We start from the raw sequence: 26496 nt of genomic DNA on the forward strand, positions 1-26496 counted from the left end.
TTGATCTTCCCGAAGACAGGATAAACGCCTCATCAGCGATTCCGGGAGAGAAATTCCCGCAAAACGTGTTAAGGCGAGGCGCAAGGACAGGCGACGCCTTCCCCCGAGCCTCCTGCGTTTCCTGTCGGGAGGATCGGCGAGCGAAGCCTCCCGACATGCTCAGGCGCGCAGATGCGGCGCTCGTGAGGAGGAAGCGGATGTCGGACAGGACGAAGAGCGGGACGAAGGGACGAAAGAGACGATGGAGAGGGACCGCCGTCCTGATCGCCTTCTGGAGCCTTTCGGCTCCGTCGGCGGTCTGGGCGAAGTCCCTGGCGCTGGTGATCGGCAATCAGAACTATCTGGACGGAGGGTGGGGTCCGCTGCGCCATGCGGTCTCCGATGCGAAAGGATACGACGAGGCGCTGAGGGCCAAGGGCTATGAGGTGACGCTGAAGACCGACCTCACCTGGGAGGAGACGACGAAGGCGACGGAAGCCTTCATCGGCGCGGTGAAGCCCGGCGACCATGCGGTCTTCGTCTATTCCGGCCATGGCTGGAGCGACGGCGAGACCAATTATCTCGTCCCGACCGATCTTTCCTTCCGGATCACCCAGGAGGAGGCCAGGCGGCTCTCGCTGTCCCTGGTCGGCGGATCCTCCGGCCTGCTGGACCGCCTCAGAGAGAAGGGAGCCCTCATCAGGGTCGCGATCATCGACGCCTGTCGGGACAGCCCCTTCCCCCCCTTCCAAGCCCCTCTGGCGAGCGCCTTCGAGCCCGCCCTTGCGCCCGACCTCGAGATCGCCTTCGCAGACGGAGGCGCGACCAGCGGACGCAAGGGATTCAGCCGCGACCATGCGCCCCAGAGCGGCCATTTCATCATCTATTCCGCCTCGGAGGGGCAAACCTCTCTGGACTATCTCGAAACGGACGTATCCGAGCGGTATTCGCTCTTCACGCGCGTGTTTCTGCCTTATTTCCGTCAGGATATTTCGCTGGTCGCGGCGTTCAAGAGCAGTCAGAACGAGGTCGCGGATCGGGCGCGCGCCGTCGCCCACGCCCAGAATCCGCGTTACGTCGACGACATCGGCGGCGAGTTCTGCCTCTCCGGACGATGCCCGCAACCCGCGGCCCTTCTGCCCTCTTCTCCGCCTCCGGTCGATGCGGAGATGCAGGCGTCCTGCGAAGCCGCCTCCATGCCGACGGACGCCGACAAGCCTTTCGGCGTCCAGGGAATCTCCTACGACCGGCTGAATCCGGAGCGCCATGTCGCGGCTTGCGAGGCCATGAAGCGGGCGGCGCCGAGGGAACCTCTCTACGTCACCAATCTGGCGCGTCTGCGCCTGAAGCAGGGCCGGGGCGCGGAGGCTCTGGCTCTGGCCCGGGAAGCGGCCGGGCTCGATTCCGCCGCCGCCATGAACCTCATCGGCGTCATCTTCGAGACAGGCGACGGAGGTCTGACGAAAGACGAGGATGAGGCGACCGAATGGTATGAGCAGGCCGCCAGGGCGGGCAACGCCGCAGCCATGCTGAACCTCAGCAGCCGATATGCGAAGGGTCTGGGAACCGAGCAGGACGGGGTGGCGGCGGCGTCCTGGCGCGCGCTCGCCCTCCAGAGCGGGGATCGCTTCGTCATGAACCGGATCGCCTGCGCCTATTACAAGGGCGAGGACGGCCTTCCCCAGGACGACAAGGAGGCCGCCTATTGGTGGGGGCGGGCGGCGGAGCTGGGCCAGACCGACGCGATCGCCAATCTGGGCTGGGCCTATCTGCACGGCAAGGGCGTGGAGGCGGATCCGGAACGCGGGATCGGGCTTCTCCGTCTGGCGGCCGCCTCCGAAAACGCCCAGGCCATGAACAGTCTTGGCCTGGCTTTCTCCACAGGGAAGGGCGTGGCGCAAAGCGATGAAGAGGCCCTGCGCTGGTGGCGCAAGGGAGCGGAGAGCAAGCACGTCCCCTCTCTGGAGAATCTGGGGTGGGCTTACTGGTCCGGCCGCGGCGTGGAGCGGGACGAGGGGCGCGCCGTCGCGCTCTGGACCGAGGTTCTGACTCTGGAGAAGAGCGCCTCCGCCAGCCGCCGCCTGGGCTGGGCCTCCTGGAGCGGCCGGGGGGCGCCGCAAGACGATGCGGAAGCCGTCCGGTTGTGGAAGGAGGCGAAGGATGGGGGCGACGCCGACGCGTTCTATGCGCTGGGGCTGGCCCACTGGACCGGCCGTGGGGCGCCGCAGGACGATGCGGAAGCCGTCCGGCTGTGGAGGCAGGCGGCGCAGAAGGAAGACGCCGACGGGCTCGCGCTCTACATGCTTGGGCTGGCCCACTGGAGCGGCCGGGGGGCGCCGCAGGACGATGCGGAAGCCGTCAGGCTGTGGAGGCAGGCGGCGCAGAAGGAAAACACCGACGCGCTCTACATGCTGGGACTGGCCCATGAGGAGGGGCGCGGCGGTCTGGAGCTCGATCAGGAAGAGGCCGTCGCATCCTGGCTCCGCGCCGCGGATCTGGGCGATCCGGAGGCCATGTACGGCCTCTCGAGCGTCTACAGCCCGGGATCGGCATGGACCCTGCCCAAAGACCCGGCGTTGGCGCGTCGCTGGCTCATCGAGGCGGCCAACAAAGACCATCGGTCCGCCATGCGTCGAGTCGGAGATCTGTATCTTTCCGGATCGGGCGTCCCGCAGGACCATGAGGAGGCTCTGCGCTGGTGGCGAAAAGCCGCCGAAGCGGGCGACAGCCTCGCCAGGAGGAATCTGATCGACTTCCATGAAGGGAGGGAGCCCTTCGATCTCGGTCAGGCCGCGAATCCCGAAGAGGCCCTGCGCTGGCGCGTCAAGGCCGCCGAGGCGGGGGATCAGAGGATCCTGCTGGAGCTCGTGGGCTTCTACATGGAGCCCGTCGGCGGCCGGATGCGGAACGAAGCCGAGGCCCTGCGCTGGATGAGGAAGGGCGCGGAGGCGGGAGATCTCCCGAGCATGCTCTTCCTGAGCCTTGTTCTCTCCGGCGGCGTCGGGCTTGAGACTCCGTTCATGTTCGAGGATAAGCCCTTCCCCTTCCCCGCGCCCGACCTGAACGAAGCGCGCTTCTGGCTGCGCAAGGCCCTCGAACATCCCAAGGCCGTCGACGCGACGGGGAGAGCGGAAATCCAGAGGAGGCTGGATCGCCTCGACGCCCAGATTCCATGACGCCTTGTCAGGGGAGTCTTCCCGAGGGGCGTTCGCGCCCCCTCGGCCGGAAATCCGCCTGGAGCGTCTCCCGATCCTTCCGGATCGTGCAAAGGCTCCAGGTTCTTGTCTGATCGCGTTTTCACGACGCGAAGCTCTTCAGCTTCTCTGACAAACGCTTCAAGGAGAACGAGATGCGACGCAGGATGGGGCTCCTCGCCTGTCTTCTTCCTCTTGCGCTCTGGAGTCCGCCTCTGCGGGCCGAGCCGCGCGCCCTGACGATCGGGATCAACGCCTATGATCATGAGCGCCCGCTCTCCGGCGCCGTCGCCGACGCCCGGGACATCGCCCGCAGCCTGGGGCGTCTGGGGGTGCGCGACGTGACCTCCCTGCTGGACCGGAAGGCGGACCGGGCGGCCGTCGAGGCCGCATGGCGGGCGATGGTCGCGCGCGCCGCGCCCGGAGACCTCCTGATCCTGACCTATTCCGGACATGGCGGCCATGAGCCGGATCTGAACGGCGACGAGGCGCTTCTCGATCCGCGAGACGTCTCCGACGAACATTTCGCGCTTTCCGGCTTCTCGTCCCGGACTCCGCAGGAGCGGATCCTCGACGACGAGCTCGACCTCTGGTTCCGCGAGGCTCTGGAGAAGGGGCTCAGGGTTCTCTTCGTCGCGGATTCCTGCCATTCCGGCTCCATGCATCGCGGCGGCGGACAGGGGCGCAGGGCCTCTCCGAGCCCCTTGCTTCAAAACGAGGCCTCCGCGCGGAGCTTCACGCCGCCGGCCGCGCTCGCGCCGCCGCGGCCTCCTCCGCCCGAAGCGGCGACGAATTTCTTCTTCGTCTCGGCGGTGGATCAGGCGGGAACCGTCAATGAAGTGACGATCAGGGGCGCCCGGCGCGGCGCCCTCAGCCATCTCTTCGCGCGGGCGCTCGACGGAGCCGCCGACGCGAATCGCGACGGCGCGATCGATCATCTGGAGCTCGGGGCCTATCTGGAGGCCGCGCTCCCCTCTCTCGACAACGCGGTGCGGCGCAAGTTCCATCCTGGTCCCGGCGGCGCGCCTCATGTGCTCTTCGTCCGCCCCGAGGGCCCGCCTCCGGGGCCTGCGCCCATCCTGTTCCCGGATCTGCGGCTGTCCTTTCGCGGCGGCCCCGCTCCGGAGCCGCCTTCCGGCCTCCGGATCGCGCAGGAGGGAGAGGCCCCTGATCTCGTCTATGATCTGGAGAAGGGGGATGTTCTGGACGATTCCGGCGCGCGGATCGCCGAGGGGATCCGGCTCTTCGCGCCGGAGCTGCGGGCGATTCTGGACAAGCTGCGCGTCGTGAGGCTCGTGCAGGAGATGGCGACGCGGGCTCCCGCTGCGGTCGAGATTTCTCCCGATCAGGACTTCCACCGGATCGGCGCAGATCCGGTCGAGATCAGCGTCGTGGCGGCGCGGCCCTGGCTGACCCTGTTCAATCTCGCCAATACGGGGGAGGTCCAGCGCCTCTTCCCCCTTCATCCGGGCGAGGAGGCCCCGCAGGAGGCCTCACGGTCTTTCGTCGTCACGCAGCGGCCTTCCGAGCCTGTCGGCGCGGATCACCTGATCCTCCTCCTCACGGAGGAGGAGCCGGTCGCCTTGCGGAGCGCCCTGGAGACGCAGGCCGGAACGCCGCGCCTGCTGGAGATCCTGCGCGAGATGTCCCTCTCGGAAGGAGTCTCCGCCAGCGTGGCCGCGCTTTACGTCGACCGGTGAAGCGCGGCTCCGGGGGCCTCTCTCCCCGGCTCGAAGCGTTTTTTTCATGCGGCCTGATTTTTTTCCTCAAGCCCCGTTTCTTCGCCTTCAGAGCCTCCCGACACCCCTGAAGAGAGAAAGGCGAAGGAACGGCGCAACCTTTCTCCCCTGCCCCGAGGCGCCGACGCTCACTCGATGACCTGAGGAGACACATCATGATGAAGGCCCTGAAACGCATCCTCGCCGGCGTGTTCGCCCTGGGGCTGGTCGTCGGCCCGATGGCCGCCGGCCCCGCCTCCGCCAATTGCGACGGCCCGAGCAACTGCGCCGAGCTTGGGCGTATGGTGCAGCGGGATCTGGCGCAGGAGCGGGCGGAACGGGAGCGGGCGGAATGGGAGCGGGCGGAACGGGAGCGGGAGGCGAACCGCCCCGCCGCGCCCTCCAGCCCCGTCGGGGAAGACATTGTGGAGGCGTTCGTCCTCGGCGCCCTGGCCTGGATCGCCTATGAGGCCTTCAAGCCTTCTCCCTCCGCCCCGCCCCAGCCGCCTCAGCCGTCGCAGACGGCCCAGAGACTCCCGAACCGCTGAGTCTCCGAAGCTTCGTTCCGGCTCCTCCAGGTCGGGGAGCCGGAACGGCGTCGCGCCTCCGATCTCGAAAGGATCCCCGACATGCCCCTTCCTGTCATCGCCGCCGCCGCCATCCTGGCCCTGGGAAAAGCCGCAGGAACCCTCGCCCTGAAGGCGAAGCTGCTCGGCGGGCTGGCTCCCTTGCAATCCTATCTCGCCGCCCAGATCGGCGCGAGCGCCGCCAGCATCGGGACCGGCGCGCTCGCCGCCGCCGCCGCCGCCGCATGGTGGGCGAAGCTCACGGGCGCCGACGAAGACGAGATGGCGGAGGCCGCCGGAAAAGCCGGCGCCGGAAAAGCCGCCAGAGAAATCGCCCGATGGGTGATGCGCCATTCTTGACGCCCCATGCGCCTGTCCCGGAGGCCTCCGCGGATCCCCGCCGGATGCCGACCGGCCTCGCCGCCCGGGCTCCGGCGCATCCGCCTCGACGAAGACGGATGCGCCAGGCTGCTTACGCCTCGATCAGAACCTTCAGGGCTCCGGTTTCGGCCGCGCGGGCGAAGGTGTCGTAGGCCTCCATCATCTCGCCGAACTTGAAGCGATGGGTGATCAGGCCCGCAGGATCCAGAGATCCGGCCGTCACCGTCTTCAGCAGCATCGGGGTGGTCACGGTGTCGACCAGGCCCGTGGTGATCGAGATGTTCTGCGCCCAGAGACGCTCGATGTGCAGATCCACCTTCACGCCATGCACGCCCACGTTCGCCAGAACGCCGCTCACCGCCACGACGCTCTCGCAGATCCCGAAGGTCGCCGGAATGCCGACCGCCTCCATCGCCGTGTCGACGCCCCGCCCCTCGGTGATCTTCATGATCGCCTCGACGGCGTTGGTGGTCTTGCTGTTGATCACATGGGTGGCGCCGAAGCGTCTGGCGACCTCCAGGCGGTTGTCGTCGAGATCCACCACGATGATCTGTCCGGGCGTGTAGAACCGCGCGGCCAGCAGGCAGGCCAGGCCCACCGGACCCGCTCCGACGATGGCCACGCTGCCGCCGGGCGCGACCTTGCCGTTGCGGACGCCGATCTCCATGCCGGTCGGCAGGATGTCGCTCAGCATCACCAGGGCGGCCTCGTCGGAGCCGGGGGGGATGTGGTGCAGGCTGGTGTCGGCGTGCAGGATCCGCACGTATTCCGCCTGGGTGCCGTCGATGACGTGGCCCAGCTTCCAGCCCCCCGAGACGCAATGCGAATAGACGCCGCGACGGCAATATTCGCATTTGCCGCAGGAGGTGATGCAGGAGATGAGGACCGGATCGCCCTTCTTGAACAGCGTCACGCCCGCGCCGACCTCCTCGACGACGCCGACGCCTTCATGGCCCAGCACCGTGCCGGGAACGCAGCTCGGCACGTCGCCCTTGAGGATGTGCAGATCCGTTCCGCAGATCGTCGTCTTCGTGATGCGGATGACGGCGTCGGTCGGCGCCTCGACCTTCGGCTTCGGCCGCTCTTCGACGGCCTTGCGGCCCGGTCCGTGATAGACAAGCGCTTTCATGTGATGATCCTCCCTGGAATCTTGTTGCGCGCATCGCCCAAGGCAAGACCCGTTCCAGATGATCTGATCATGAAATCAAGAGGTTGAAATCCGGAAGCGTCCGGTTTCCGGTCCATCGTCCGCTCCGGCGGACGAAATCCGGTCGGCGCGCAGACCGGCGCGCGAGGCCTGCGGAGGACGATGGCTCAGAGCCGGGGAGAGGCCCGCCGCTCCTCCAGGCCATAGCGCCGCATCTTGGCGTAAAGCGTGCTCTTGGCCCGGCCCAGGGCGCGGGCGGCGGCGGTGACGTTGCCGCCGCAGTCTTCGAGCGCGCGCAGGATCAGCGCCCGCTCGTTCGCCTCGGTGAGGGAGAGGCCTTCGTCTCCGGGCCCGGCGCAGGGCGCCGCCTGGACCAGATCGGGCGGCAGCGCCGACAGGCCGATGAGGCCGCCCGTCGCGCCCTCGGCGTTGACGAGGATCTGCTCGACGCGGTTGCGCAGCTCCCGGACGTTGCCGGGCCAGGCCTGCGCCTGAAGGCTTTTCAGGGCGTCAGGCCCGAAGTCGCGGCGCGGCAGGCCATAACGCTCCTCCGCCTGCCGACAGAACCGCTCCACCAGAGGCGCGACGTCTCCGAGGCGCTCGCGCAGGGGCGGGATCTCGATGGGCAGCACCGCCAGCCGGTAATAGAGATCCCGCCGGAATCGCCCGGCCCGCGCCTCTTCGAGCAGATTCCGGTTCGTCGCGGCGATCAGGCGGAAATCGACCTTCCGGGGCGTCGTCTCGCCCAGACGGCAGATCTCGCCGGTCTCGACGGCCCGCAGCAGCATCGGCTGCATGTCGAGCGGCAGTTCTCCGATCTCGTCGAGGAACAGCGTGCCGCCGCGCGCCGCCTCGATCTTGCCGGGCGCGCCGCCCCGACGCGCCCCGGTGAAGGCCCCCTCGGCGTAGCCGAAGAGCGCCGAGGCGAGCAGCTCGCGGTTCAGCGCGCCGCAATCCACCACGACGCAGGGCGCGCCCCGAAACCGCGATCCGGCGTGGATCGCCCGCGCGAAGACCTCCTTGCCGACTCCCGTCTCTCCCTGCAGCAGGACGGGCGCGGAGCAGGCCGCCGCGCGTCGGCTGGCTTCGACGGTGCGTTCCGTCCGGGCGTCTCCGCGGATGATCGCCTGAAATCCGCAGGGCGCGCGCGGCGCGGAGCGCGACGCGCCCGACTTCGGCGCGATCATCACCGCTCCGAGCCGCTCGCCCTCGCTGACGATCAGCCGCAGCCATTCGGGCCGGATCCAGGAGGCCGCGCGGCTCCGGAGGTCTTCGGCCTCGTAATCCAGCAGCGGAAAGGCGGCGCGATCCTCCGGCGCTCCGAGATCGCGGAGAATCCGGGCGGTCTCCCCGTTCGACCGGAAGAGGCGTCCGGCGCCGTCGAACAGCGCCACGTGATGCGAATCCGCATGGGGAAGCGCGTCGAGGCACCGGTCCAGAAGCCGATGACGCCGTTCAAGCTCGCAGCGCTTCAGATGCTCCTCGATCTGTCCGGCGGCGGAGACCGCCAGAGCCAGCGAAGCGCGGCCGTAGGAGGCCGACAGACCGGAAATGTCGATGGCGCCGAGAATGGCGCCGTCCGCCGGATCCCGGATGGCGCTCGCCGAGCAGGACCAGCGCTGGATGCCCTCGCAGAAATGCTCCGCCGCATGGACCTGGATCGGCATCCCGAGTTCGAGCGCGGTGCCGATGGCGTTGGTGCCGATGGCGTCCTCGCTCCAGCGGGCGCCGGGCAGCAGGTGGATCTTCTCGACGGCGTCGCGCAACGCGATGGTCCGGTCGCCTTCGAGCCTCAGGACGACGCCGTCGGCGTCGGTCAGCACCATGACCGTCCCGGTCTCGAAGAGATATTCGCGCGCGAGCGCCATGGCGGGGGCGCTCGCCGCCAGGAGTCTTTCGCGCTTGTCCAGCAATCCGCGGAACCGGCCTTCGTTCATGGGCGCCGGGCCCTGGCCGCGCCGGTGGTCGACGGAGGAGTTCTGACAGCGCAGCCAGGATTCGGCGATCACGGAACGGACCGCCTCGCCGCCGCGGCCGCGCGCGCCGGACATGAAATCCGTCCAGTCTTTCCGGATGTCGGGCTCGAAAGCCGGATCGGCGAAGGAAAGGGGGGCGGCGGCCGACACGTCATCCTCCTCACGCTGGATGAAGCCAGGGGTTGGAAAGTCGCCTCCTTCCGGAGAGTCAGGGTGTCGCAAGGTCAGCGTCGTCGGGATTGTGAAATCGCCCGCCGCCGAAATCAAGTGGCTGATCGTCTCGACGCAGAACGGCGCAAGCCGAAGCCGCGCCGTCTGAAGTCCGATGGGAATGGGGGAGAGGAGAAGGTCAGTCCGCGCTGGCCTCGCCCAGACGCTGTCTCGGGCGCGGCCCTCGCCGCAGGCCGAGGAAGCCGCCTCGCGCAAACTCGAGAGGCTGCGCGCCGGAACGACCGGGGAAGAACCATGTCCTCTCCGTGACGTGTCGGGCCGGAGCCGAGCAGCTAGCCGCCCTTTCCTTCCGCTTCCATGAATTCACTCAGCCTCTTTCTGATATGCGCATCCAGACGTCTGCGATAGAGCGCGGAATATTCCTGGGCCGTATTGTTGTGCGGAAGATCGCGTGCGGCCCTCTCCATGAAGGCCGCCGCTTCCGCGACCTCGCCTTTCCTGACGGAGGCGACGGCGAGCTTGAAGGATGGGTTGCGCAACATCTCGTTGCGCAGCCACTTGAGGCCCAGATCCTTGAAATGTGCGACATGTGGATTCCTGGCGGCGGCCTGATGCAGCAACTTCAGCGCCTCCGGCAGATCGCTTTTGGACATCTCCAGAGCGCGCTGATACTCCTCGTCGACATCAAGACGATAGAGCTTGAGCGCATATTCCTCGAACGTCAGGTCCATATATCCCCAGAAGGAAAACTTGCGGTCTTTCGCCCAGCTCAGGTTGAAGTGCTCGGCGATGCTCGGATGGACAGGCGCCTCCAGCGGACCGATCCCATAGGAATTCCGCATCACATCGACGGCCGCGTCATAACCTTCGACGTCTTGAAGCGTTCTGGAATGCAGCTTGATCTGCCTGAGGATCTCCGCAAGCAATGGCCCATTCGGATGATTCTCCGTCCGGAACAACTGGACGAGATTCATGTTCTGGCTGATGAACGGCCAGATCGGGAAGGTGGCATTCGCGTCCACCTGCTCGCCCTTGATTTCGTTCAGGCGCTTGAGCCGGTCGACCTTGTATTTCCTGACGACGTCGATCTCCATGTAGCGCGCCAGAAACTCCTTTTCGGAAAGATTCTGCTCGCGCAGATTCAGGATCTCTCTGTCCATGATGGAGAACGGCAGATAGCGGGCCTGATATCTGTTCGCTGCGTATCTGTCCGGGCCATGCGCGGAGAGCGGCCAGATGTAGTTCAGCAGACAGGCGGGGTACTCGATGATCTCCGTGGATTTGCCCAGACTGCTTTCGGTCAGTCCATCATCGAACCAGCCATGCGTCTTCTGGCGGATGAACAAGGAGATCCGTTTCTTGTTGGCCGCGACATAATCCTTCAGACGGGCCTTCTCCTGCGCCAATTGCGCAGAAAGCCCCATGGCTTCGCCGACCTGGAAGGTCCGGAAACGGGCGACTTCATGGCGAGCATCGAAATCAGGCAATCGCTTCAGAAAGTTCTCGATTGCGCGAGACTGGCAATTCCCGACAAGAACGACAATTTTCTTTTGTGCGGTCATTCTTTCAAATCTACGATTTTGCGCGCCAGCTCGCCGACGTTCCTGACCTTGAAGATGAAGTCGTCCGGGAACTCTATTTCAAAATCATCTTCGATCTTCATGATGATGATCGTATGCGCGAGAGAATCCCAGCCAAGGACTTGGGGCGCAGTGGTCTCGTCACTGATCTTCCGGATGTCATACGCGAAATGCTCGGAGATTATGCTCGCCAGACGAGGAAACACATCGGCGTAAGTCGTCATGCCATGCTCCAGTTCGAGAACTTGCCTTCGGCGTGTTTCTGCTTGTTTCTCTTGCGATCCGTCTTCCCGCTGGAGGTCTTCAAGATGCTCCTGGGAGGCACCAGCAGAATCTCGCGCGGCATCACGGCGATCACGGCGAAGACGTGATCGGATATTCTCTGCTTCAGATCATCCAGCGACAACGGATCTTCAATCATCGTTTCGCAGACGACGATCAGTCCATCCGTGCTTGCGGCTTCATTCTCGATGGAGAACGCGACCGATCTGCCGGCGATCACGCCCGGAATGGAGCTCAGTTCGCTCTCGACCTCATGGGCGTAGAGATTGCGTCCGTTGACGATGATCATGTCGTCAAGGCGGCCCTGCACGAACAATTCGCCGTTCTTCAGGAAGCCGTAGTCGCGCGTCTTGTACCACCCGCCCTCGAAGCTTTCCTTCGTCCGGTCGGGATTCTTGTAATATCCGTCGAAGAGGAAAGCGCTGCTGATCTGGATCTCGCCGATCTCTCCGTCTTCCGTAACCTCGCGGCCGTCATCGCCCATGATGCGGATGCTCATGCCCTCGATGACGCGCCCGCTCGACAGCGTGTTGCGCTCCCGGGCGCAAGGGCCCGGGCCCGTCTGCGTGACGGCGAAGACCGTTTCGGCCATGGCGTAGCAACAGGTCATCATCTCGTCGACGACGCCAAGATGCGCAAAGGCCTCCACGAACCTGTCGAAGGATCCCGGCTTGCAATGCTCCGAGCAATTGATGAACTTCTTCATCGACCGCAAGGAGAAGCGCGCAGGCACCGAGGCCGCGATGTTGGCCATGTGGGAAAAGGCGAAATTGGGCATCCAGCAATGCGTGCCGCCCTGCCTGTCGATTTCCTCGAAAAGGATGCGGGGCCTGGCCGTCCATCTGAACGGATCGATCACGACCAGCTTGCAGCCGGTGAAGACCGGAAGCAGGAAGCAGGCGATGAGCCCCATGTCATGATACAGCGGCAGCCACGAGACGATGACCGATTTCTCGTTCAGGTCGATGGCTCCGGCGTAGGCCTCGAGCTGATCGGCGAGCTGCCTGTGGCTGACGGGAACGCCTTTCTTCAGACCGGTCGTCCCCGAGCTGTGCTGGAGGAACGCGACATCGGAAGGCTGGACGGTCGCGATCGACGCAGGCTCCTGCAGATCCAGAGCGTCGAGCGGCAGGACGTTCAGCGAGCCGCCGGAGCATTCCCGGATGGCGTCGACGAACTCCCGAGGCGCCACGATCCATCCCTCTCCGACATGGCGGAAGAGAGCCGCATGCGACGCCCAGTAGACGTCGGGATCCTGCTTCTCCGAAGGGAGCGGCATCAGCGAGGGGATCGCTCCGACCAGCATGCCGCCGAGAAAGACCCCGACGCAGGCTTCCGAGGTGGGCAGGAAGATCAGGACCACCTCGCCCTTGCGGACGCCGGCCCTTTCCAGAGCGCCGCCATAGCGGAGGGAGGCGTCCAAGAGCTCCCGATAACCTGTCGTCCGGGCGTCGGCGGAGAAATGGATCGCCGGACCATCGGAAAGCGCGTGCGCGCAGTTGATCGATCAACACCAGCTCGCTCCCAGATCGACGCATCCAGGGATTCAAGCCGTTCCCGAAAACCTTGCAACAGGCGATTGTCCGCCCGTCCGGAGCTTCGGCGCCGGTTGAAAACAGCCGTCGCCGACCAGCCGAAACGGAGAGGCGGCCCGTGACGGAACACGCGCCCGCCGAGTCCGGCTAATAGGCGTTGAGCTTGTTCAGCAGCCCCGGCAGGCCCAGCGGAGCCGCCAGGACTTCGAGGATCCGCCCGCCCGCCTGGCCGTCGCCATAGACGTTCCGGAGCGGAAAGCGGCCCCCCTTCAGAGCGCGGTCCAGAGCCGCCCCGACGGCCTCCCTCTCCACAGGGACGTCCAGAGTGTTGGCGTTGCGCTCGCGCCCCGCCTGACGCTCCCCGACGTTGACCACCGGAGTCCCGAAGCTCGCCGCCTCGATCACCCCGCTGCTGGAGTTGCCCAGCATCACGTCGGCGGCGGCCATCCACCCCACATAGCGTTCGCGCGGCAGATGCGTCGCCAGGCGCCAGTCGGGATTGGACCGCGCCCGCTCCAGAGCCTTGCGGATGTTCTGGCTGCCCGCATCCGAATTCGGCGCGAGGATCAGCGCCTGAAGGCCGCGCGCCTCCAGACTCTCCAGCAGAAGGGCGGTCTCGTCTCCGGCCGCCTCGGCGTTCTGCACCACCGGATGATAGACCATCAGCGCCGTGGGGCGCGCAGGGTCCAGACCCTCGGCGGCGAAGAGCCCCGCCCGCGGAAGAGGATCCCGCGCGAGAAGCTCGTCCAGCCCCGGCGCGCCGCAGACGTGAGTCTGGTCCGGCCGCTCGCCCATGCGGATGAGGCGCTCGCGCGCCTGCGCGGTGCTCGTCAGGTGGATGTGCGCCAGCTTCGAGATCGCATGGCGGATGGATTCGTCCACCGTCCCCGAACGCTCGCCCCCGTGCACATGCGCCACGGGAATGTTCAGATGCACCGCCGCCAGAGCCCCCGCCAGCATCTCGCCGCGATCGCCCAGCACCAGCAGAAGGTCCGGCTTGTCGCGCTCCAGCCCCCGGCTGAAGGCTTCGAGGGCCTGCGCCAGAGCGAAGGCCATCTCCACCCCCGATCCGGAGTCGACCGGCGTGGGCGCCCGCAGCCAGAGGTCGAAGCCCTGCGCCTCGATCTCGCGGACCGTCTCGCCGAAGAGCGGAGACAGATGCATCCCCGTGGCGTAGACGCCGAGTTCGAAGCGCGGGTCGTCGCGCAGAAGACCGAGGGTCCGGGCGAACAGGCCGAAATCGGCCCGCGTGCCCGAGACGTAGACGATCCTCCGCCTCATGACGCCTGGCTTCTCAGCAGGGGCCGGGGCCGCGCGACCGCCTCCGGATCGCCCGCCAGTCCCGAGGAGACGTAGTCCTGGACGCATTCGGACAGGATCTCGATCACCCGCTGGGCGTCGTTGCGCTCCAGGGCGACCTTCAGCTCGGCGAGCAGGCGCGACACCGTCAGAGCCGAAGGAGCGTCCTCGACCGCGCGGGCGATCTTGGGATGGGACGTCTCCTCGGCGACGCTGTCGATGAGCAGCTCTTCATAAAGCTTCTCGCCGGGGCGCAGGCCCGAGAAGGTGATGCGCACGCCCTCCCCTTCCTCGCCCGGCAGGACGGGCAGATGGCCCATCATCCGGATCATGCGCTGCGCCAGGGCGACGATCTTCACCGGCTCGCCCATGTCGAGCAGGAAGACGTCTCCGCCCCGCGCCATGACGCTCGCCTGGACCACCAGGAAGGCCGCCTCGGAGATGGTCATGAAATAGCGCGTGATCTCGGCGTGGGTGACCGTGACCGGGCCGCCCTGCTTGATCTGGTCGTAGAAGCGCGGAATGACCGAACCCGAAGAGCCCAGGACGTTGCCGAAACGCACCATCGAGAACACCGTCCCCGGATTGCGGCGCTGCGCGTCCTGAAGGATGATCTCCGAGATGCGCTTCGTGGCGCCCATGACGTTGGTCGGGCGCACGGCCTTGTCCGTGGAGACGAGAACCAGATTGCCCACGCCCAGCGCGACGCAGGCCTCCACCACCGCCAGAGTGCCCAGCACGTTGTTGCGCACGCCCTCCAGCACGTTGCTCTCGACGAGCGGCACATGCTTGTAGGCCGCGGCGTGATAGACGTGGCTGACCCCATGCGCGCGGATCAGCTGTTCGAGCCGCGCCTGGTTGAGGACCGATCCCAGAACCGGAACGATGGTCGTCGGCGAGTCCCCGGCCACCGCGTTGAGGGCCTGGAGATTCTGCTCGACCTTGTAGAGCGCGTATTCGTTCATCTCGTAGGCGATGAGGGTCCGCGGCCGGAAGCACAGAAGCTTGGCGCAGAGCTCGGAGCCGATGGAGCCGCCCGCGCCCGTCACGAGAACCACGCGGTCGCGAATCGCCTCGGCGGCGAGATGCGACCCCTCCTCCGAAGGCGGACGCCCGAGGATCTCGTCCAGCGAGATCGTCGGGGAAGAAGCCAGATTCCCCCCGACGATCTGATGGATCGTCGGCGCATGATGCACGTCCGCTCCGGCCGCGCGCAGACGCGTCGCGATCTCGGCCCGGCGCTCGCCCGAAATCGAGGGCATCGCCAGAAGCACGGTCCGCGCCTCGTGAGCCGCGATCAGATCGCGCATCTCCTCCGGAGCATGGACCTGCAGACCATGCACCGCGGTTCCCTGAAGGGCGGCGTCGTCGTCCACGAAGGCGACGGCCCGGTATTCCCTCGAGGCGTTCGTGACCAGAAGCATCTGGACCCCGGAAGCTCCGGCGCCATAGATGATGATGGGGACTCCGGTTTTCATGAACATGTTGTTACGCTCCGCGACTCCGGCGCCGACCCGGGGGCCGGCTCACTGGGCAAGATCAGCTGACAGGACACAAGATTTCGGGAGCCCTGGGGTCCTCCCCCATGGCGACGAGAAAGGCGCTCAGACACTGGCGATGCAGTCGAGAGGATTCGGCGTAGGACGGCAGATGGATCTCCCCGCCCGCGAGCAGGGTCTCCGCGAAGCGGTTGGTCAGGCGGCTCTGCTGGATGAGTTCGAAAGGTTCTTCGCGCCAGACCCAGCCCTCCCCGGCGGAGGCGATCCTGACCACGCCCGCCAGCTCGTCCACCACCATCCGCAGATCGCGGGCTTCGATCCATATGACATGGCGCTCGACGCTGTCGAGGCGGCTGCGATGCGAGAAATGGTCGCCCTTCGCCGAGAAGCCCGAGAGGACTCCCGTGAACTCGGCCTGTCCGGCGTGGCGGCTCACGCCCGCGACGGGCGTCAGCTGGGCGCCCGAGAGCTCGAAGCCCTCCGGAGCCCCCGCCAGATAGGCCGCGAGATCCAGGAAATGAATGGCGTTGGAGGCCAGGCCGTTGCGCGCGCCCGTCTGGACATGCACCGAGAGGGGGCCGCGCCCCTCCAGCATCGCCTTCAGGCGGTGATAGCCCGGCCAGGCCCGACGCGGCGTGTTCACGAAGGCGGGGAGGGCAAGGCGCTCCAGAAGGCTCCCGACGGCCTCGTAATCGGCGTGTTTCTGGAAGAGGAACTTCTCCAGCAGCAGGCCCTCGAGGCGCACCTGTCCCAGCAGGCGCTCGGTCAGCATGCGGCGAGGGGCCGCGCCGGTCGCCACGACGGCGACCCCGGCCTCCGCGGGCAGATCCGCCCAATCCGCCGAGATGCGCAATTCGTGGCGTCCGCCTTCCGGGGAGACCTCGTGGAACCGCGAACGGGCGAGGGCCTGGGCCTGAGGATCGGGCTCCAGGCCGTAGACGAGGCTCGGCCGCTCCAGAGCCGCCAGAGCCTGCAGATGACGCGAACCGATGTTGCCGCAGCCCACCACGATGAAGACCGGCCTCTGTTCTCCGAGGCCCTGCGCGCCGCTCATGACTGCTTCTCCACGTCGTTCCTGCTTCCATGCCCGGCCGATCCGGCGAGGATCCGGGCGTAGACCTGCTCCGCGCGCTCCAGATGAGCCGCCGCATCCAGCAGATGTTCGCGCCCCTCTCCCTGGAGGAAGGCCCGGAGCTGACCGGGCAACCCCGGTTTCAGATCGGCCTCTTCGGGCGGGATTGCAAGATCCGCCTTCTCCAGAGCGAAGGAGCCGCGCTTCTGGACGTGCAATTCTTCGAGCGGACGCAGGGACAGGCGCCTCTGGCGGGTGTCGACGACCACGCCCCAGCGGCCCGGAGCCTCGTAATTGGCCTGATAGGAGAAGAGAGCCCCGCCGAAGCTCCGTCCGGCGCCGCTGAAGCTCGCCGCCGCCGGATGCCAGTCCAGAGAGCCCTCCACATAGGCGGAGAGAAGTTCGGGTTCTCCGCCGAGGTGGAAGGCCAGGTCGATGACGTGGGTGCCGTTGGCGTAGAGCCAGTTGCGCTTGACCTCGGGCGGATGGGCCGAAGCCGCAATGCGGTCGCCCGGATCGCTGAACTCGAAGGAGAAGGCGACCGCGCCGCCGTCCTCGGCGATCATGCGGCGGGCCTCCTGGACGGAGGGCAGGAAACGGCGGTTGTAGGCCAGCCAGACGCGGGCTCCGGATTCCTCGGCGCCCCGGGCGAGCCTGCGGAAGTCTTCGAGGTCGACGCCGGCCGGCTTCTCCACCAGCAGGTCGCGCGTCCCCGCCGAGATCAGCGTCAGGGCGCTGGAGGCGAGGACCATGATCGGCGTGGCCACGATGGCTCTGGCGGGCGGAGCATGGGCGGCCAGAGCGGCTTCCAGCCCGCCCGCGACCGCTTCGAATCCCGTGGCTTCGCGGAAGGCCGCGACGCCTTGCGCGCCGCGTCCCACGCCCAGCACGTCATGTCCGAGCGCGCGCAGCGCCTTCGCATAGGCGATTCCCATCGGGCCCAGCCCGACGATCCACACCCTCGACTGATCCATTTCCATATATGTAAACGCCACCCGGTTGCTATTCTCTGTTTTCTACATCAAGGGTATATGGAAATCCATGATGACGTCTACGCTACAGGGAAAAATTCACAGGTTTGATCCATTATTTCACCTGAAGATCCCACAGAGGGACGAAATCCCGGCGTGCGGGACGTCCGAAATGCGTTGCTCAAGTGGAGACATCCGCAGGAAAAACAGATCGAGAATTGCAGAATCTGATGAACGATCTCTTTGCGGGATCGCTTTCCACATGACGCACAACCGACATCTTCAGTCAATGTTATCCGTTCACGGACTTCCGGAGCCCCGCGCCCGAGGAAGCCGGGACAGCCGCCAGGGAGGCCCGCGCGAGCCTGAACCCCGACGCAGCCCGGGCGGCCTGAGATCTCAGGGCTTCGCGGCCCCCGGCTCCTGCGCCTCTTCGAGAATCCGCTCCGCCTGCTTGCGATGCGGCGCGTCCAGCATGGCCCCGTCGAGATTCACCGCGCCCGCGCCCGCAGCGGCCGCGAAAGCCGCAAGGACCCGCCGCGCCCAGTCGATTTCGGCGGCGCTCGGCGCGAAGGCCGCGTTGATCGCCGGAACCTGCGCCGGATGAATCGCCATCATGCCGCGAAAGCCGTCGCGACGGGCGCGGGCGGCGTAATCGGCCAGTCCGGCCACATCCCGGAAGGCCGGAAACACCGTGTCGATGGGCGAGACCCCCGCCGCATGAGCCCCGAACAGGGTCAGGCTCCGGACCATCTCGTAGGGCGCGGAATAACCGCCGTCCGGCTCGCGCGAGGTCGCGGCGCCGATGGCGGCGGGCAGATCCTCGGCGCCCCAGGTCAGGCCGCAGAGCAGAGGCGCGACCGCGCGGTAAGTCCCGAGCCCGAAGACCGCCGCCGGAGTCTCCGTCGCGATGGGCAGCACCGGAGGAAGACGCCCTCCATGCGCCGAAACGCGCGCCTGAAGCGCGCTCACGCTCTGCGCGCTCTCGGATTTCGGCAGGACGAGCCCGTCCGGCGCGCCCTCCAGCACCGCCGCGAGATCGCGGTCGGCCTCGGGGCCCTGCAACGGATTGATCCGCACGAAGACCCGCGCCGGACGTCCGGCGGAGGCGAGAAGCTCGGCCGCATGCCGCCGCGCCTCGGGCTTGCGCTCGGGGGACACCGCGTCCTCCAGATCGAGGATCACGGCGTCGGCGCCCGACTCCAGCGCCTTGAGCATGCGGTCCGGGCGGTCGCCCGGCGTGAAGAGCAGCGAGCGCAGCCTCATGCGGCGGGCCTCCGGCGGATGAGCGCCGTGCGCAGACATTGACAGACCACGTCGTCGCGCTGGTTCACGGCCTGATGCTCGAAGGTGACGAGCCCGGCCTCGGGGCGCGATCTCGACTCGCGCAGCGCGACCACCTTCGAACGCGCCCGCAGGGTGTCGCCGATGAAGACGGGTTTCGGCATCACCACCTTGTCATAGCCCAGATTCGCCACCAGCACGCCCAGAGTGGTGTCTCCCACCGAGAGCCCCACCATCAGCGCGAAGGTGAAGGTCCCGTTGACGAGGATCCGCCCGAATTCGCTGGCCGCCGCCGCCTCGGCGTCGAGGTGCAGAGGCTGCGGATTATGGGTCAGGGTCGAGATGAGGAGGTTGTCCGTCTCGGTGACGGTGCGGCGGATCTCGTGTTCGAGGGTTTGGCCCTCGGCCCAGTCTTCGAACCAGCGTCCGGTCATGCGTCTTCTCCGAACTCCGCCGCGCGCCCGACCACCGCCAGAAGCGCGCTTTCCGTCACCTGATCGCCCGCCTTGACCGCCAGACGCGTCACGGTTCCGTCGAAAGGCGCCGTGAGGGCGTGCTCCATCTTCATGGCCGTGAGGGTCAGCAGCTTCTGACCTTTGGCCACCTTCCCGCCCTCCGCGACCTCGACGGAGACCACTTGTCCCGGCATGGGCGCGAAGATCTGGCCGTCTCCCTCGGCGGCGGCGCCCGAAGCCCCGTCGTCGGCCGTGACGTGGTCGAAGGCCCAGGCCTCGCCGTCATGGAAGACGACGCGATTCTCACGCCCGGAAGGAAACCAGGGGTCCGACAGCGCGCCGATCCAGTCGCCGGGCTTAACCTCAAGGTCGATCCAATGAATCTGTTCGGCCATCCGGATCTCGGCGCGCGGCGCAGGATCGGCGTTCAGGCGGAAGCCCTTCAGCCGGTCCCAGGGATCGGGCGGCGCAGGCGCATGGGGATGGGCGTGGCCTTTCCGAAGCTCCCAAACCGCCGCCTGCATGACTCTGAGCGGCGGCTCGCCGCTCGGAACGAGCCGATCCGCATGACGTTCGATGAAGCCGGTGTCCACGCGCCCGGCGATGAAATCCGGATCGGAAGCCGCACGGGCGAGGAAAGCCGCATTGGTCCTGACCGGCCAGATCCTCACCTGCGCGCAGAGCATCGCCAGATTCCGGGCCGCCTCCTCGCGCGTCGGGGCGTGGACGATCAGCTTGGCGATCATCGGATCATAATAAGGCGAGACCTCGCCGCCCATCTCCACGCCCGCCTCCACGCGGCAATGAGCGAGGTTCGGCGAATTCACGATGCAGGAAGGGATCTCAAGCCATTCCAGCCGCCCGATGGAGGGCAGAAAGCCCGCTGTGGGATTCTCGGCGTAGAGACGGGCCTCCATGGCCCAGCCGTTCATTTGGATTTGGTCCTGAGTCTTCGGCAGAGGCTCGCCGCAGGCGACGCGCAATTGCCACTCCACCAGATCCTCGCCGGTGATCTCCTCGGTGACGGGATGCTCCACCTGAAGGCGGGTGTTCATCTCCATGAACCAGATCCGATCGGCGCGCAGGCCCTCGGAGCCGTCGGCGATGAATTCGATGGTCCCCGCCCCGACGTAATCCACCGCCCTGGCCGCCCGCACCGCCGCCGCGCAGAGCGCCTCGCGGGTGGCGGGGTCCATGCCGGGGGCCGGAGCCTCCTCGATCACCTTCTGATGGCGGCGCTGCAAGGAGCAATCGCGCTCGAACAGGTGCACCGCCCCGCCCTGCTGGTCGCCGAAGACCTGAACCTCGATATGACGCGGATTGAGGATGTATTTCTCCAGCAGAACCCGGTCGTCGCCGAAGGAGGCGGCGGCCTCGCGGCGGCAGGAGGTCAGCGCGTCGAGGAAATCCTCCGCGCGGTCGACGCGGCGCATGCCCTTGCCGCCGCCGCCCGCCACGGCCTTGATCAGCACCGGCCAACCGATGGCCGCAGCCTCGGAAGCCAGACGCGCCTCGCTCTGGTCCTCGCCGAGATAGCCGGGCGTGACGGGCACGCCCGCTTCCTGCATGAGGCGCTTGGCGGCGTCCTTCAGGCCCATGGCCCGAATGGAGGAAGGCGGCGCCCCCACCCAGATCAGACCCGCCTTTTCAACGGCCTCGGCGAATTCGGCGTTCTCCGACAAAAAGCCGTAGCCCGGATGAATCGCCTGAGCCCCCGTCTTGCGGGCGGCCTCCAGAATCTTCTCCTGCACGAGATAGCTCTCGCGGGCGGGGGCCGGGCCGATCAGAACCGCCTCGTCCGCCTCCTTCACAAAGGGCATGTCGGCGTCGGCTTCGGAATAAACCGCGATCCCGCGCACCCCGAGACGCTTCGCCGTACGCAGAATGCGCCTTGCGATCTCGCCGCGATTGGCGATCAGCAGACTTTCCATCATGGCTGGTCTCCTCTCACATGCGCCCGTTACATACGGAACACGCCGAAGCGCGGCGTCTGGGGAATGGGGGCGTTGAGCGTCGCCGAGAAGGCGAGGCCCAACACGTCGCGGGTCTGAGCGGGGTCGATCACCCCGTCGTCCCAGAGGCGGGCCGTGGCGTGATAGGGATTGCCCTCGTCCTCGTAGCGGGCGCGGATGGGGTCTTTGAAGGCCTCCTCAGCTTCCTTGGACCATTCCTCGCCGCGCGCCTCCAGAGCGTCGCGACGGATGGTCGCCAGCACCGAGGCCGCCTGTTCGCCGCCCATCACGCTGATGCGGCTGTTGGGCCATGTGAAGAGGAAGCGCGGGCGATAAGCCCTGCCGCACATGCCGTAATTCCCGGCGCCGAAGGAGCCGCCGATCAGCACGGTGATCTTCGGCACGGTGGCGGTGGCCACGGCGGTCACGAGCTTGGCGCCGTCCTTGGCGATGCCGCCCGCCTCATATTTGCCGCCCACCATGAAGCCCGAGACGTTTTGCAGGAACAGCAAGGGGATCCGGCGCTGACAGGCCAGTTCGATGAAATGCGCGCCCTTCATGGCGCTCTCCGAGAAGATCACGCCGTTATTCGCCAGAATGGCGACGGGAATCCCCCAGATATGGGCGAAGCCGCAGACGAGAGTCGTTCCATAGAGCGGCTTGAACTCGCGGAACTCCGAGCCGTCGACGATGCGGGCGATGGCCTCGCGCACGTCATAGGGCGAGCGCAGATCCTGCGGCAGGATCCCGTAAAGATCTTCGGGGTCGAAGAGAGGCTTGCGCGGCTCCGCAAGCTCGATGTCGATGGATTTGGGGCGGTTCAGCGTGGCGACGATCTCGCGCACGATGCGCAAGGCGTGTTCGTCGTTCTCGGCGACATGATCCACCACGCCGGAGCGGCGGCCATGGACCTCGGCGCCGCCGAGATCCTCGGCGGAGATGACTTCGCCCGTCGCGGCCTTCACCAGAGGCGGCCCCGCGAGAAAGATCGTGCCCTGATTGCGCACGATCACCGTCTCGTCCGACATGGCGGGCACATAGGCTCCGCCCGCCGTGCAGCTGCCCATGACGCAGGCGATCTGCGGAATCCCCTCCGCCGACATCTGCGCCTGATTGTAGAAGATCGCGCCGAAATGATCGCGGTCGGGGAAGACCTCGGCCTGATGCGGCAGGTTCGCCCCGCCGCTGTCCACCAGATAGATGCAGGGGAGGCGGTTCTCGCGGGCGATCTCCTGCGCCCGGAGGTGCTTCTTGACGGTCATGGGGAAATAGGCGCCGCCCTTCACCGTGGCGTCGTTGGCGACGATCATGACCTCGCGGCCCGAGACCCGCCCGATCCCGGCGATCACGCCCGCGGCGGGGGCCTCGTCCTCATACATGCCGCCCGCCGCCAGAGCCCCGATCTCCAGAAAGGAGGAGGCCGGATCGAGCAGCCGGATGACGCGATCTCGCGGCAGAAGCTTGCCGCGCTCCGTATGGCGGGCGCGGGCGCGCTCGGGGCCGCCGAGGGCGGTCTTGACGGCCCGCTCGCGCAACTCCTGCGCGAGGGCGCGGTGATGGGCGGCGTTGGCCTGAAAGCCCGGCGAGGCCGGGTCTGCGGCGCTCCTGATGCGGCTCATGCCCCGACGATCTCCCGTCCGATGAGGTAACGACGGATCTCGTTGGTGCCCGCGCCGATGTCGTAGAGCTTGGCGTCGCGCACGAAGCGCTCGACGGGCCATTCCTTCGTGTAGCCCGCGCCGCCCAGAGCCTGGACCGCCTCCATGCTGGTGCGCACGGCGTTTTCGCTGGCGAGCAGAATGGCGGCGGCGGCGTCCGCGCGGGTGGTCTTGCCCGCGTCGCAGGCCCGCGCCACCGCGTAGACATAGGCCCGCGAGGAGTTCAGCGCGACGTACATGTCGGCGATCTTGGCCTGCATGAGCTGGAAATCGCCGATGCGCTGGCCGAACTGCTTGCGCTCGCGCACATAGGGCAGGACCACGTCCAGACAGGCCCGCATGATCCCCAGAGGCCCCGCCGAAAGCACGGCGCGCTCGTAATCCAGTCCGGACATCAGGATCTTCACGCCCTCGCCTTCCTTGCCCATGAGGCGGTCGGCGGGGATCTCGCAATCCTGAAAGACGAGCTCGGCGGTGTCGGATCCGCGCATGCCCATCTTGTCGAGCTTGGGCGAGACGGAGAAGCCTTCGTCTCCCTTCTCGATGAAGAAGGCCGAGATGCCTTTCGGCCCGGCGGAAGGATCGGTCTTGGCGTAGACGACGAGCGTGTCGGCTTCAGGGGCGTTGGTGATCCAGAACTTCGTGCCGTTGAGCCGCCAGCCCTTCGCGGTCCTGTCGGCGCGGGTGCGCATGGAGACCACGTCCGAGCCGCTGCCCGCCTCGGACATCGCCAGAGAGCCCACATGCTCGCCGGAGATGAGCTTGGGCAGATAATGGCGCTTCTGGTCGGGATTTCCCCAACGGCGGATCTGGTTCACGCAGAGATTGGAATGGGCGCCGTAGCTCAGGCCGATGGAGGCCGAAGCGCGGGAGATCTCCTCCATCGCCACGACATGCTCCAGATAGCCGAGGCCAAGGCCGCCGAACTCCTCCTCGACGGTGATCCCGTGGAGGCCGAGCTCGCCCATCTTCGGCCAGAGCTCGCGCGGGAACTTGTTCTCGCGGTCGGTCTTGGCGGCCAGAGGCGCGACATGCTGATCGGCGAAACGCGCGGTCGTCTCGCGGATGGCCTCGGCGGTTTCGCCGAGTCCGAAATCGAATTCCATAGCGGTCTCCTCCCAGCGGGCCGCGCAGAGCGCCCCCTCCCCTCTTCCCGGACGCGCGGCCCGACGGGGGATCCTTCGTTGGGAGGAAGCTTAAGCCGAGCGCGGGAGATCTGGCAATCCCCCGCAATCTTCAGCCCTTGCCGCGGGCGCGGGTGGGTCGTCGGCCCGCCTTGCCCGCCGTCGAGCGGCCCGAACGGCGCAGATCCGCCGCCGAAGCCTCCTCCAGCGCCGATTGACGCACGAAGGGATCTTCGGCGGTGAGCAGCTCCGCCATCTCCAGACGCTTCACCTCGTCGCGCAGACGCGCCGCCTCCTCGAACTCCAGATCCTCCGCCGCCTTGAGCATCTGCTTGCGCAGGGCCTCCAGATGTCTGGCCAGGTTTCCTCCCACGCCGGCCTTGACGCCTTCCGGCAAGCCGGAGGCCGCAGGATCGCCCTCGTAGAGCGACAGCAGGATGTCGGCGACGTTCTTCTTCACCGATTGCGGCGTGATCCCGTGCTCCAGGTTATAGGCCTCCTGCTTCGTCCGGCGACGATCCGTCTCGGAGATGGCGCGGGCCATGGAATCCGTGATCTTGTCGGCGTAGAGGATCGCCACGCCCTCCACGTTGCGGGCCGCGCGGCCGATGGTCTGGATCAGCGAGGTCTCCGAACGCAGGAAGCCTTCCTTGTCGGCGTCGAGGATCGCGACCAATCCGCATTCGGGAATGTCGAGGCCTTCGCGCAGGAGGTTGATCCCCACCAGCACGTCGAAGACTCCAAGCCGCAGATCGCGCAGGATCTCGATGCGCTCCACCGTGTCGATGTCGCTGTGCAGATAGCGGACCCTGATCCCCTGCTCGTGGAGATATTCCGTCAGATCCTCGGCCATGCGCTTGGTGAGGGTCGTCACCAGCGCCCGCATTCCGGCGGCGGCCACCCGACGGCACTCCGCCATGACGTCGTCCACCTGATGCGTCACCGGGCGGATGATCACCGGAGGATCGACCAGCCCCGTCGGGCGGATGACCTGCTCGGTGAAGACGCCGCCGGTGCGCTCCATCTCCCAGCGGCCCGGCGTCGCCGAGACGAAGACCGATTGCGGACGCATCGCGTCCCATTCCTCGAACTTCAGCGGGCGATTGTCCATGCAGGAAGGCAGGCGGAAGCCGTATTCCGCCAGAGTCGCCTTGCGGCGGTAGTCGCCCTTGTACATCGCGCCGAGCTGCGGAATGGTCACATGGGATTCATCCGCGAAGACAAGCGCATGATCCGGCACATATTCGAAGAGCGTCGGCGGCGGATCTCCCGGCTTGCGGCCGGTCAGATAGCGCGAGTAATTCTCGATGCCCGCGCAGGCGCCCGTCGCCTCCATCATCTCCAGATCGAAGAGCGTCCGCTGTTCGAGGCGCTGGGCCTCCAGCAGCTTTTCTTCGGCGCGGAGGCGGTCCAGCGTCAGGACCAGCTCGGCCTTGATGCCCTTGATCGCCTGGTTCAGCGTCGGGCGCGGCGTGACGTAATGGCTGTTGGCGTAGACGCGCACGGCTTCGAGCGGCGCGGTCCTGGCGCCGGTCAGGGGATCGAACTCCTCGATCTTTTCAAGGTCGTCGCCGAAGAAGCTGAAGCGCCAGGCGCGGTCCTCCAGATGGGCGGGCCAGAGCTCCAGCACGTCGCCGCGCAGACGGAAGGCGCCGCGCTGAAACCCCATCTCGTTGCGCTTGTATTGCTGAGCCACCAGCTCGCGCGTCACCGCCCCGAGGTCGTAGCGCTGACCCGCCCGCAGATCCTGCGTCATGGCGGTGTAGGTCTCCACCGAGCCTATGCCGTAGATGCAGGAGACCGAAGCCACGATGATCACGTCGTCGCGCTCCAGCAGCGAACGCGTGGCCGAATGGCGCATGCGGTCGATCTGCTCGTTGATCTGGGCGTCCTTCTCGATGAAGGTGTCCGTGCGCGGGACGTAAGCCTCCGGCTGGTAATAGTCGTAATAGGAGACGAAATATTCGACCGCGTTGTCCGGGAAGAAGGCCTTGAACTCGCCGTAAAGCTGGGCCGCCAGAGTCTTGTTGTGGGCGATGACGATCGCCGGACGCTGGGTCTGCTCGATCACCCTGGCCATGGTGAAGGTCTTGCCGGTGCCCGTCGCGCCGAGCAGCACCTGCTCCCGCTCGCCCTGCTCCACGCCCGCCGAAAGCTCGGCGATGGCGGCGGGCTGGTCGCCCGCCGGGGCGTATTCGCTGACCATCCTGAAGCGGCGGCCGCCTTCAAGCTTGGCTCTGGCGGGCTTCTGAGGATCGGCGGGGAGTCCGATGTCGACGGTCATGGCGCGCTTCCCACATCTGGCGGGTTCTCCAAGCGTTCCATATAATCCGATTCCCCGGCTCCGCCAGAGTCAAAAGATCATCCGCCGGTCATGGGCGGGAAGAAGGCCAGTTCGCGCACGTCCGTCAGGGGGGCGTCCCACGCGACCATCTCCTGATCCGCCGCCACCCGCAGGGCCGAGAGATCCGCGAAGGCGAGCTCATAGCGCGCCTCCAGAGTCCGCAGCCAGGCCACGAAGGCGGCGGCGCTCTCCAGAGCCTCCGCCGGAGGGGCGAGCTTCTCCTCGCCCCGCCCGATCCTCTCGCGCAGCCAGGCGAAATAGAGCACCTTCACAGCCGCTTTCCCTTCTCCTGAGCCATCATCCAGAGCG

Annotated in this window: 20 protein-coding genes; 4 read left to right on the forward strand and 16 right to left on the reverse strand. The window is 66.9% G+C overall.

The features are described 5' to 3' along the window. Window positions 1-197 precede the first annotated feature (197 nt). The 4 genes from PHN62_RS15690 (at window position 198) to PHN62_RS15705 (ending at window position 5817) form a co-directional block, all read left to right on the forward strand. Window positions 198-3155 carry a caspase family protein gene (locus PHN62_RS15690; RefSeq protein ID WP_300152291.1) on the forward strand — a complete coding sequence of 986 codons (2958 nt, stop codon included), beginning with the start codon at window positions 198-200 and terminating at the stop codon, window positions 3153-3155. Window positions 3156-3328: 173 nt separating this feature from the next. Further along, entirely contained in the window at window positions 3329-4873 is a 1545-nt protein-coding gene (locus PHN62_RS15695; RefSeq protein WP_300152292.1) for a caspase family protein, read from the forward strand. Between the two features lie 194 nt (window positions 4874-5067). Further along, on the forward strand, window positions 5068-5439 hold the full coding sequence (locus PHN62_RS15700) for a hypothetical protein (protein ID WP_300152293.1): 372 nt from the start codon (window positions 5068-5070) through the stop codon (window positions 5437-5439). A gap of 81 nt (window positions 5440-5520) precedes the next feature. Then, a complete protein-coding gene (locus PHN62_RS15705) occupies window positions 5521-5817 on the forward strand; it encodes a hypothetical protein (protein ID WP_300152294.1) in 297 nt (98 codons plus the stop codon). A gap of 112 nt (window positions 5818-5929) precedes the next feature. On the opposite strand, the gene PHN62_RS15710 is transcribed toward PHN62_RS15705, so the two are convergent. From PHN62_RS15710 to PHN62_RS15785, 16 genes are all read right to left on the reverse strand, one after another. After that, window positions 5930-6967 (reverse strand): zinc-dependent alcohol dehydrogenase family protein, encoded by a 1038-nt coding sequence (locus PHN62_RS15710; RefSeq protein WP_300152295.1) that lies wholly within the window; start codon window positions 6965-6967, stop codon window positions 5930-5932. A gap of 185 nt (window positions 6968-7152) precedes the next feature. After that, entirely contained in the window at window positions 7153-9111 is a 1959-nt protein-coding gene (locus PHN62_RS15715) for a sigma-54-dependent Fis family transcriptional regulator (RefSeq protein ID WP_300152296.1), read from the reverse strand. A gap of 353 nt (window positions 9112-9464) precedes the next feature. Next, a complete protein-coding gene (locus tag PHN62_RS15720) occupies window positions 9465-10694 on the reverse strand; it encodes a WcbI family polysaccharide biosynthesis putative acetyltransferase (protein ID WP_300152297.1) in 1230 nt (409 codons plus the stop codon). Next, window positions 10691-10936 (reverse strand): acyl carrier protein, encoded by a 246-nt coding sequence (locus tag PHN62_RS15725; protein ID WP_300152298.1) that lies wholly within the window; start codon window positions 10934-10936, stop codon window positions 10691-10693. The genes PHN62_RS15720 and PHN62_RS15725 overlap by 4 nt, the downstream gene beginning before the upstream one ends. Beyond that, a complete protein-coding gene (locus PHN62_RS15730) occupies window positions 10933-12498 on the reverse strand; it encodes an AMP-binding protein (protein ID WP_300152309.1) in 1566 nt (521 codons plus the stop codon). The genes PHN62_RS15725 and PHN62_RS15730 overlap by 4 nt, the downstream gene beginning before the upstream one ends. A gap of 178 nt (window positions 12499-12676) precedes the next feature. Beyond that, the gene (neuC, locus tag PHN62_RS15735; protein WP_300152299.1) at window positions 12677-13810 is read right to left on the reverse strand and encodes a UDP-N-acetylglucosamine 2-epimerase; all 1134 of its coding nucleotides are present in this window, start codon (window positions 13808-13810) and stop codon (window positions 12677-12679) included. Next, window positions 13807-15312, reverse strand: a complete 1506-nt coding sequence (locus PHN62_RS15740) for a nucleoside-diphosphate sugar epimerase/dehydratase (protein WP_300152300.1) — start codon at window positions 15310-15312, stop codon at window positions 13807-13809. Before PHN62_RS15740 ends, neuC begins: the two co-directional genes overlap by 4 nt. A gap of 55 nt (window positions 15313-15367) precedes the next feature. Continuing rightward, on the reverse strand, window positions 15368-16381 hold the full coding sequence (locus PHN62_RS15745) for a hypothetical protein (RefSeq protein ID WP_300152301.1): 1014 nt from the start codon (window positions 16379-16381) through the stop codon (window positions 15368-15370). Further along, window positions 16378-17379, reverse strand: coding sequence for a Gfo/Idh/MocA family oxidoreductase (locus PHN62_RS15750; RefSeq protein WP_300152302.1), 1002 nt, complete (start codon window positions 17377-17379; stop codon window positions 16378-16380). The genes PHN62_RS15745 and PHN62_RS15750 overlap by 4 nt, the downstream gene beginning before the upstream one ends. Window positions 17380-17769: 390 nt before the next feature. Next, window positions 17770-18636: a CoA ester lyase gene (locus PHN62_RS15755; protein WP_300152303.1), complete on the reverse strand. Its 867-nt coding sequence runs from the start codon at window positions 18634-18636 to the stop codon at window positions 17770-17772. Then, window positions 18633-19088: a MaoC family dehydratase gene (locus tag PHN62_RS15760; RefSeq protein ID WP_300152304.1), complete on the reverse strand. Its 456-nt coding sequence runs from the start codon at window positions 19086-19088 to the stop codon at window positions 18633-18635. Before PHN62_RS15760 ends, PHN62_RS15755 begins: the two co-directional genes overlap by 4 nt. Continuing rightward, entirely contained in the window at window positions 19085-21043 is a 1959-nt protein-coding gene (locus tag PHN62_RS15765; RefSeq protein ID WP_300152305.1) for an acetyl/propionyl/methylcrotonyl-CoA carboxylase subunit alpha, read from the reverse strand. The genes PHN62_RS15760 and PHN62_RS15765 overlap by 4 nt, the downstream gene beginning before the upstream one ends. Before the next feature lie 26 nt (window positions 21044-21069). After that, the gene (locus PHN62_RS15770; protein WP_300152306.1) at window positions 21070-22680 is read right to left on the reverse strand and encodes a carboxyl transferase domain-containing protein; all 1611 of its coding nucleotides are present in this window, start codon (window positions 22678-22680) and stop codon (window positions 21070-21072) included. Further along, window positions 22677-23825, reverse strand: coding sequence for an isovaleryl-CoA dehydrogenase (locus PHN62_RS15775; RefSeq protein ID WP_300152307.1), 1149 nt, complete (start codon window positions 23823-23825; stop codon window positions 22677-22679). The genes PHN62_RS15770 and PHN62_RS15775 overlap by 4 nt, the downstream gene beginning before the upstream one ends. A 130-nt stretch (window positions 23826-23955) precedes the next feature. Next, a complete protein-coding gene (gene uvrB, locus PHN62_RS15780; protein WP_300152308.1) occupies window positions 23956-26127 on the reverse strand; it encodes an excinuclease ABC subunit UvrB in 2172 nt (723 codons plus the stop codon). 77 nt (window positions 26128-26204) lie between these two features. Beyond that, window positions 26205-26459, reverse strand: coding sequence for a MoaD/ThiS family protein (locus PHN62_RS15785; RefSeq protein ID WP_300152310.1), 255 nt, complete (start codon window positions 26457-26459; stop codon window positions 26205-26207). Window positions 26460-26496: the final 37 nt, after the last annotated feature.

It is taken from the genome of Neomegalonema sp., from assembly GCF_028688855.1.
Lineage (GTDB): Bacteria > Pseudomonadota > Alphaproteobacteria > Rhodobacterales > Rhodobacteraceae > Neomegalonema.

Bases quoted from the DNA above. Each gene is read 5' to 3' on its own strand.
- PHN62_RS15690 (WP_300152291.1), top strand. From the start codon at position 198: ATGTCGGACAGGACGAAGAGCGGGACGAAGGGACGAAAGAGACGATGG.
- PHN62_RS15695 (WP_300152292.1), top strand. From the start codon at position 3,329: ATGCGACGCAGGATGGGGCTCCTCGCCTGTCTTCTTCCTCTTGCGCTC.
- PHN62_RS15700 (WP_300152293.1), top strand. From the start codon at position 5,068: ATGATGAAGGCCCTGAAACGCATCCTCGCCGGCGTGTTCGCCCTGGGG.
- PHN62_RS15705 (WP_300152294.1), top strand. From the start codon at position 5,521: ATGCCCCTTCCTGTCATCGCCGCCGCCGCCATCCTGGCCCTGGGAAAA.
- PHN62_RS15710 (WP_300152295.1), bottom strand. From the start codon at position 6,967: ATGAAAGCGCTTGTCTATCACGGACCGGGCCGCAAGGCCGTCGAAGAG.
- PHN62_RS15720 (WP_300152297.1), bottom strand. From the start codon at position 10,694: ATGACCGCACAAAAGAAAATTGTCGTTCTTGTCGGGAATTGCCAGTCT.
- PHN62_RS15725 (WP_300152298.1), bottom strand. From the start codon at position 10,936: ATGACGACTTACGCCGATGTGTTTCCTCGTCTGGCGAGCATAATCTCC.
- neuC (WP_300152299.1), bottom strand. From the start codon at position 13,810: ATGAGGCGGAGGATCGTCTACGTCTCGGGCACGCGGGCCGATTTCGGC.
- PHN62_RS15740 (WP_300152300.1), bottom strand. From the start codon at position 15,312: ATGTTCATGAAAACCGGAGTCCCCATCATCATCTATGGCGCCGGAGCT.
- PHN62_RS15745 (WP_300152301.1), bottom strand. From the start codon at position 16,381: ATGAGCGGCGCGCAGGGCCTCGGAGAACAGAGGCCGGTCTTCATCGTG.
- PHN62_RS15750 (WP_300152302.1), bottom strand. From the start codon at position 17,379: ATGGAAATGGATCAGTCGAGGGTGTGGATCGTCGGGCTGGGCCCGATG.
- PHN62_RS15755 (WP_300152303.1), bottom strand. From the start codon at position 18,636: ATGAGGCTGCGCTCGCTGCTCTTCACGCCGGGCGACCGCCCGGACCGC.
- PHN62_RS15760 (WP_300152304.1), bottom strand. From the start codon at position 19,088: ATGACCGGACGCTGGTTCGAAGACTGGGCCGAGGGCCAAACCCTCGAA.
- PHN62_RS15765 (WP_300152305.1), bottom strand. From the start codon at position 21,043: ATGATGGAAAGTCTGCTGATCGCCAATCGCGGCGAGATCGCAAGGCGC.
- PHN62_RS15770 (WP_300152306.1), bottom strand. From the start codon at position 22,680: ATGAGCCGCATCAGGAGCGCCGCAGACCCGGCCTCGCCGGGCTTTCAG.
- PHN62_RS15775 (WP_300152307.1), bottom strand. From the start codon at position 23,825: ATGGAATTCGATTTCGGACTCGGCGAAACCGCCGAGGCCATCCGCGAG.
- uvrB (WP_300152308.1), bottom strand. From the start codon at position 26,127: ATGACCGTCGACATCGGACTCCCCGCCGATCCTCAGAAGCCCGCCAGA.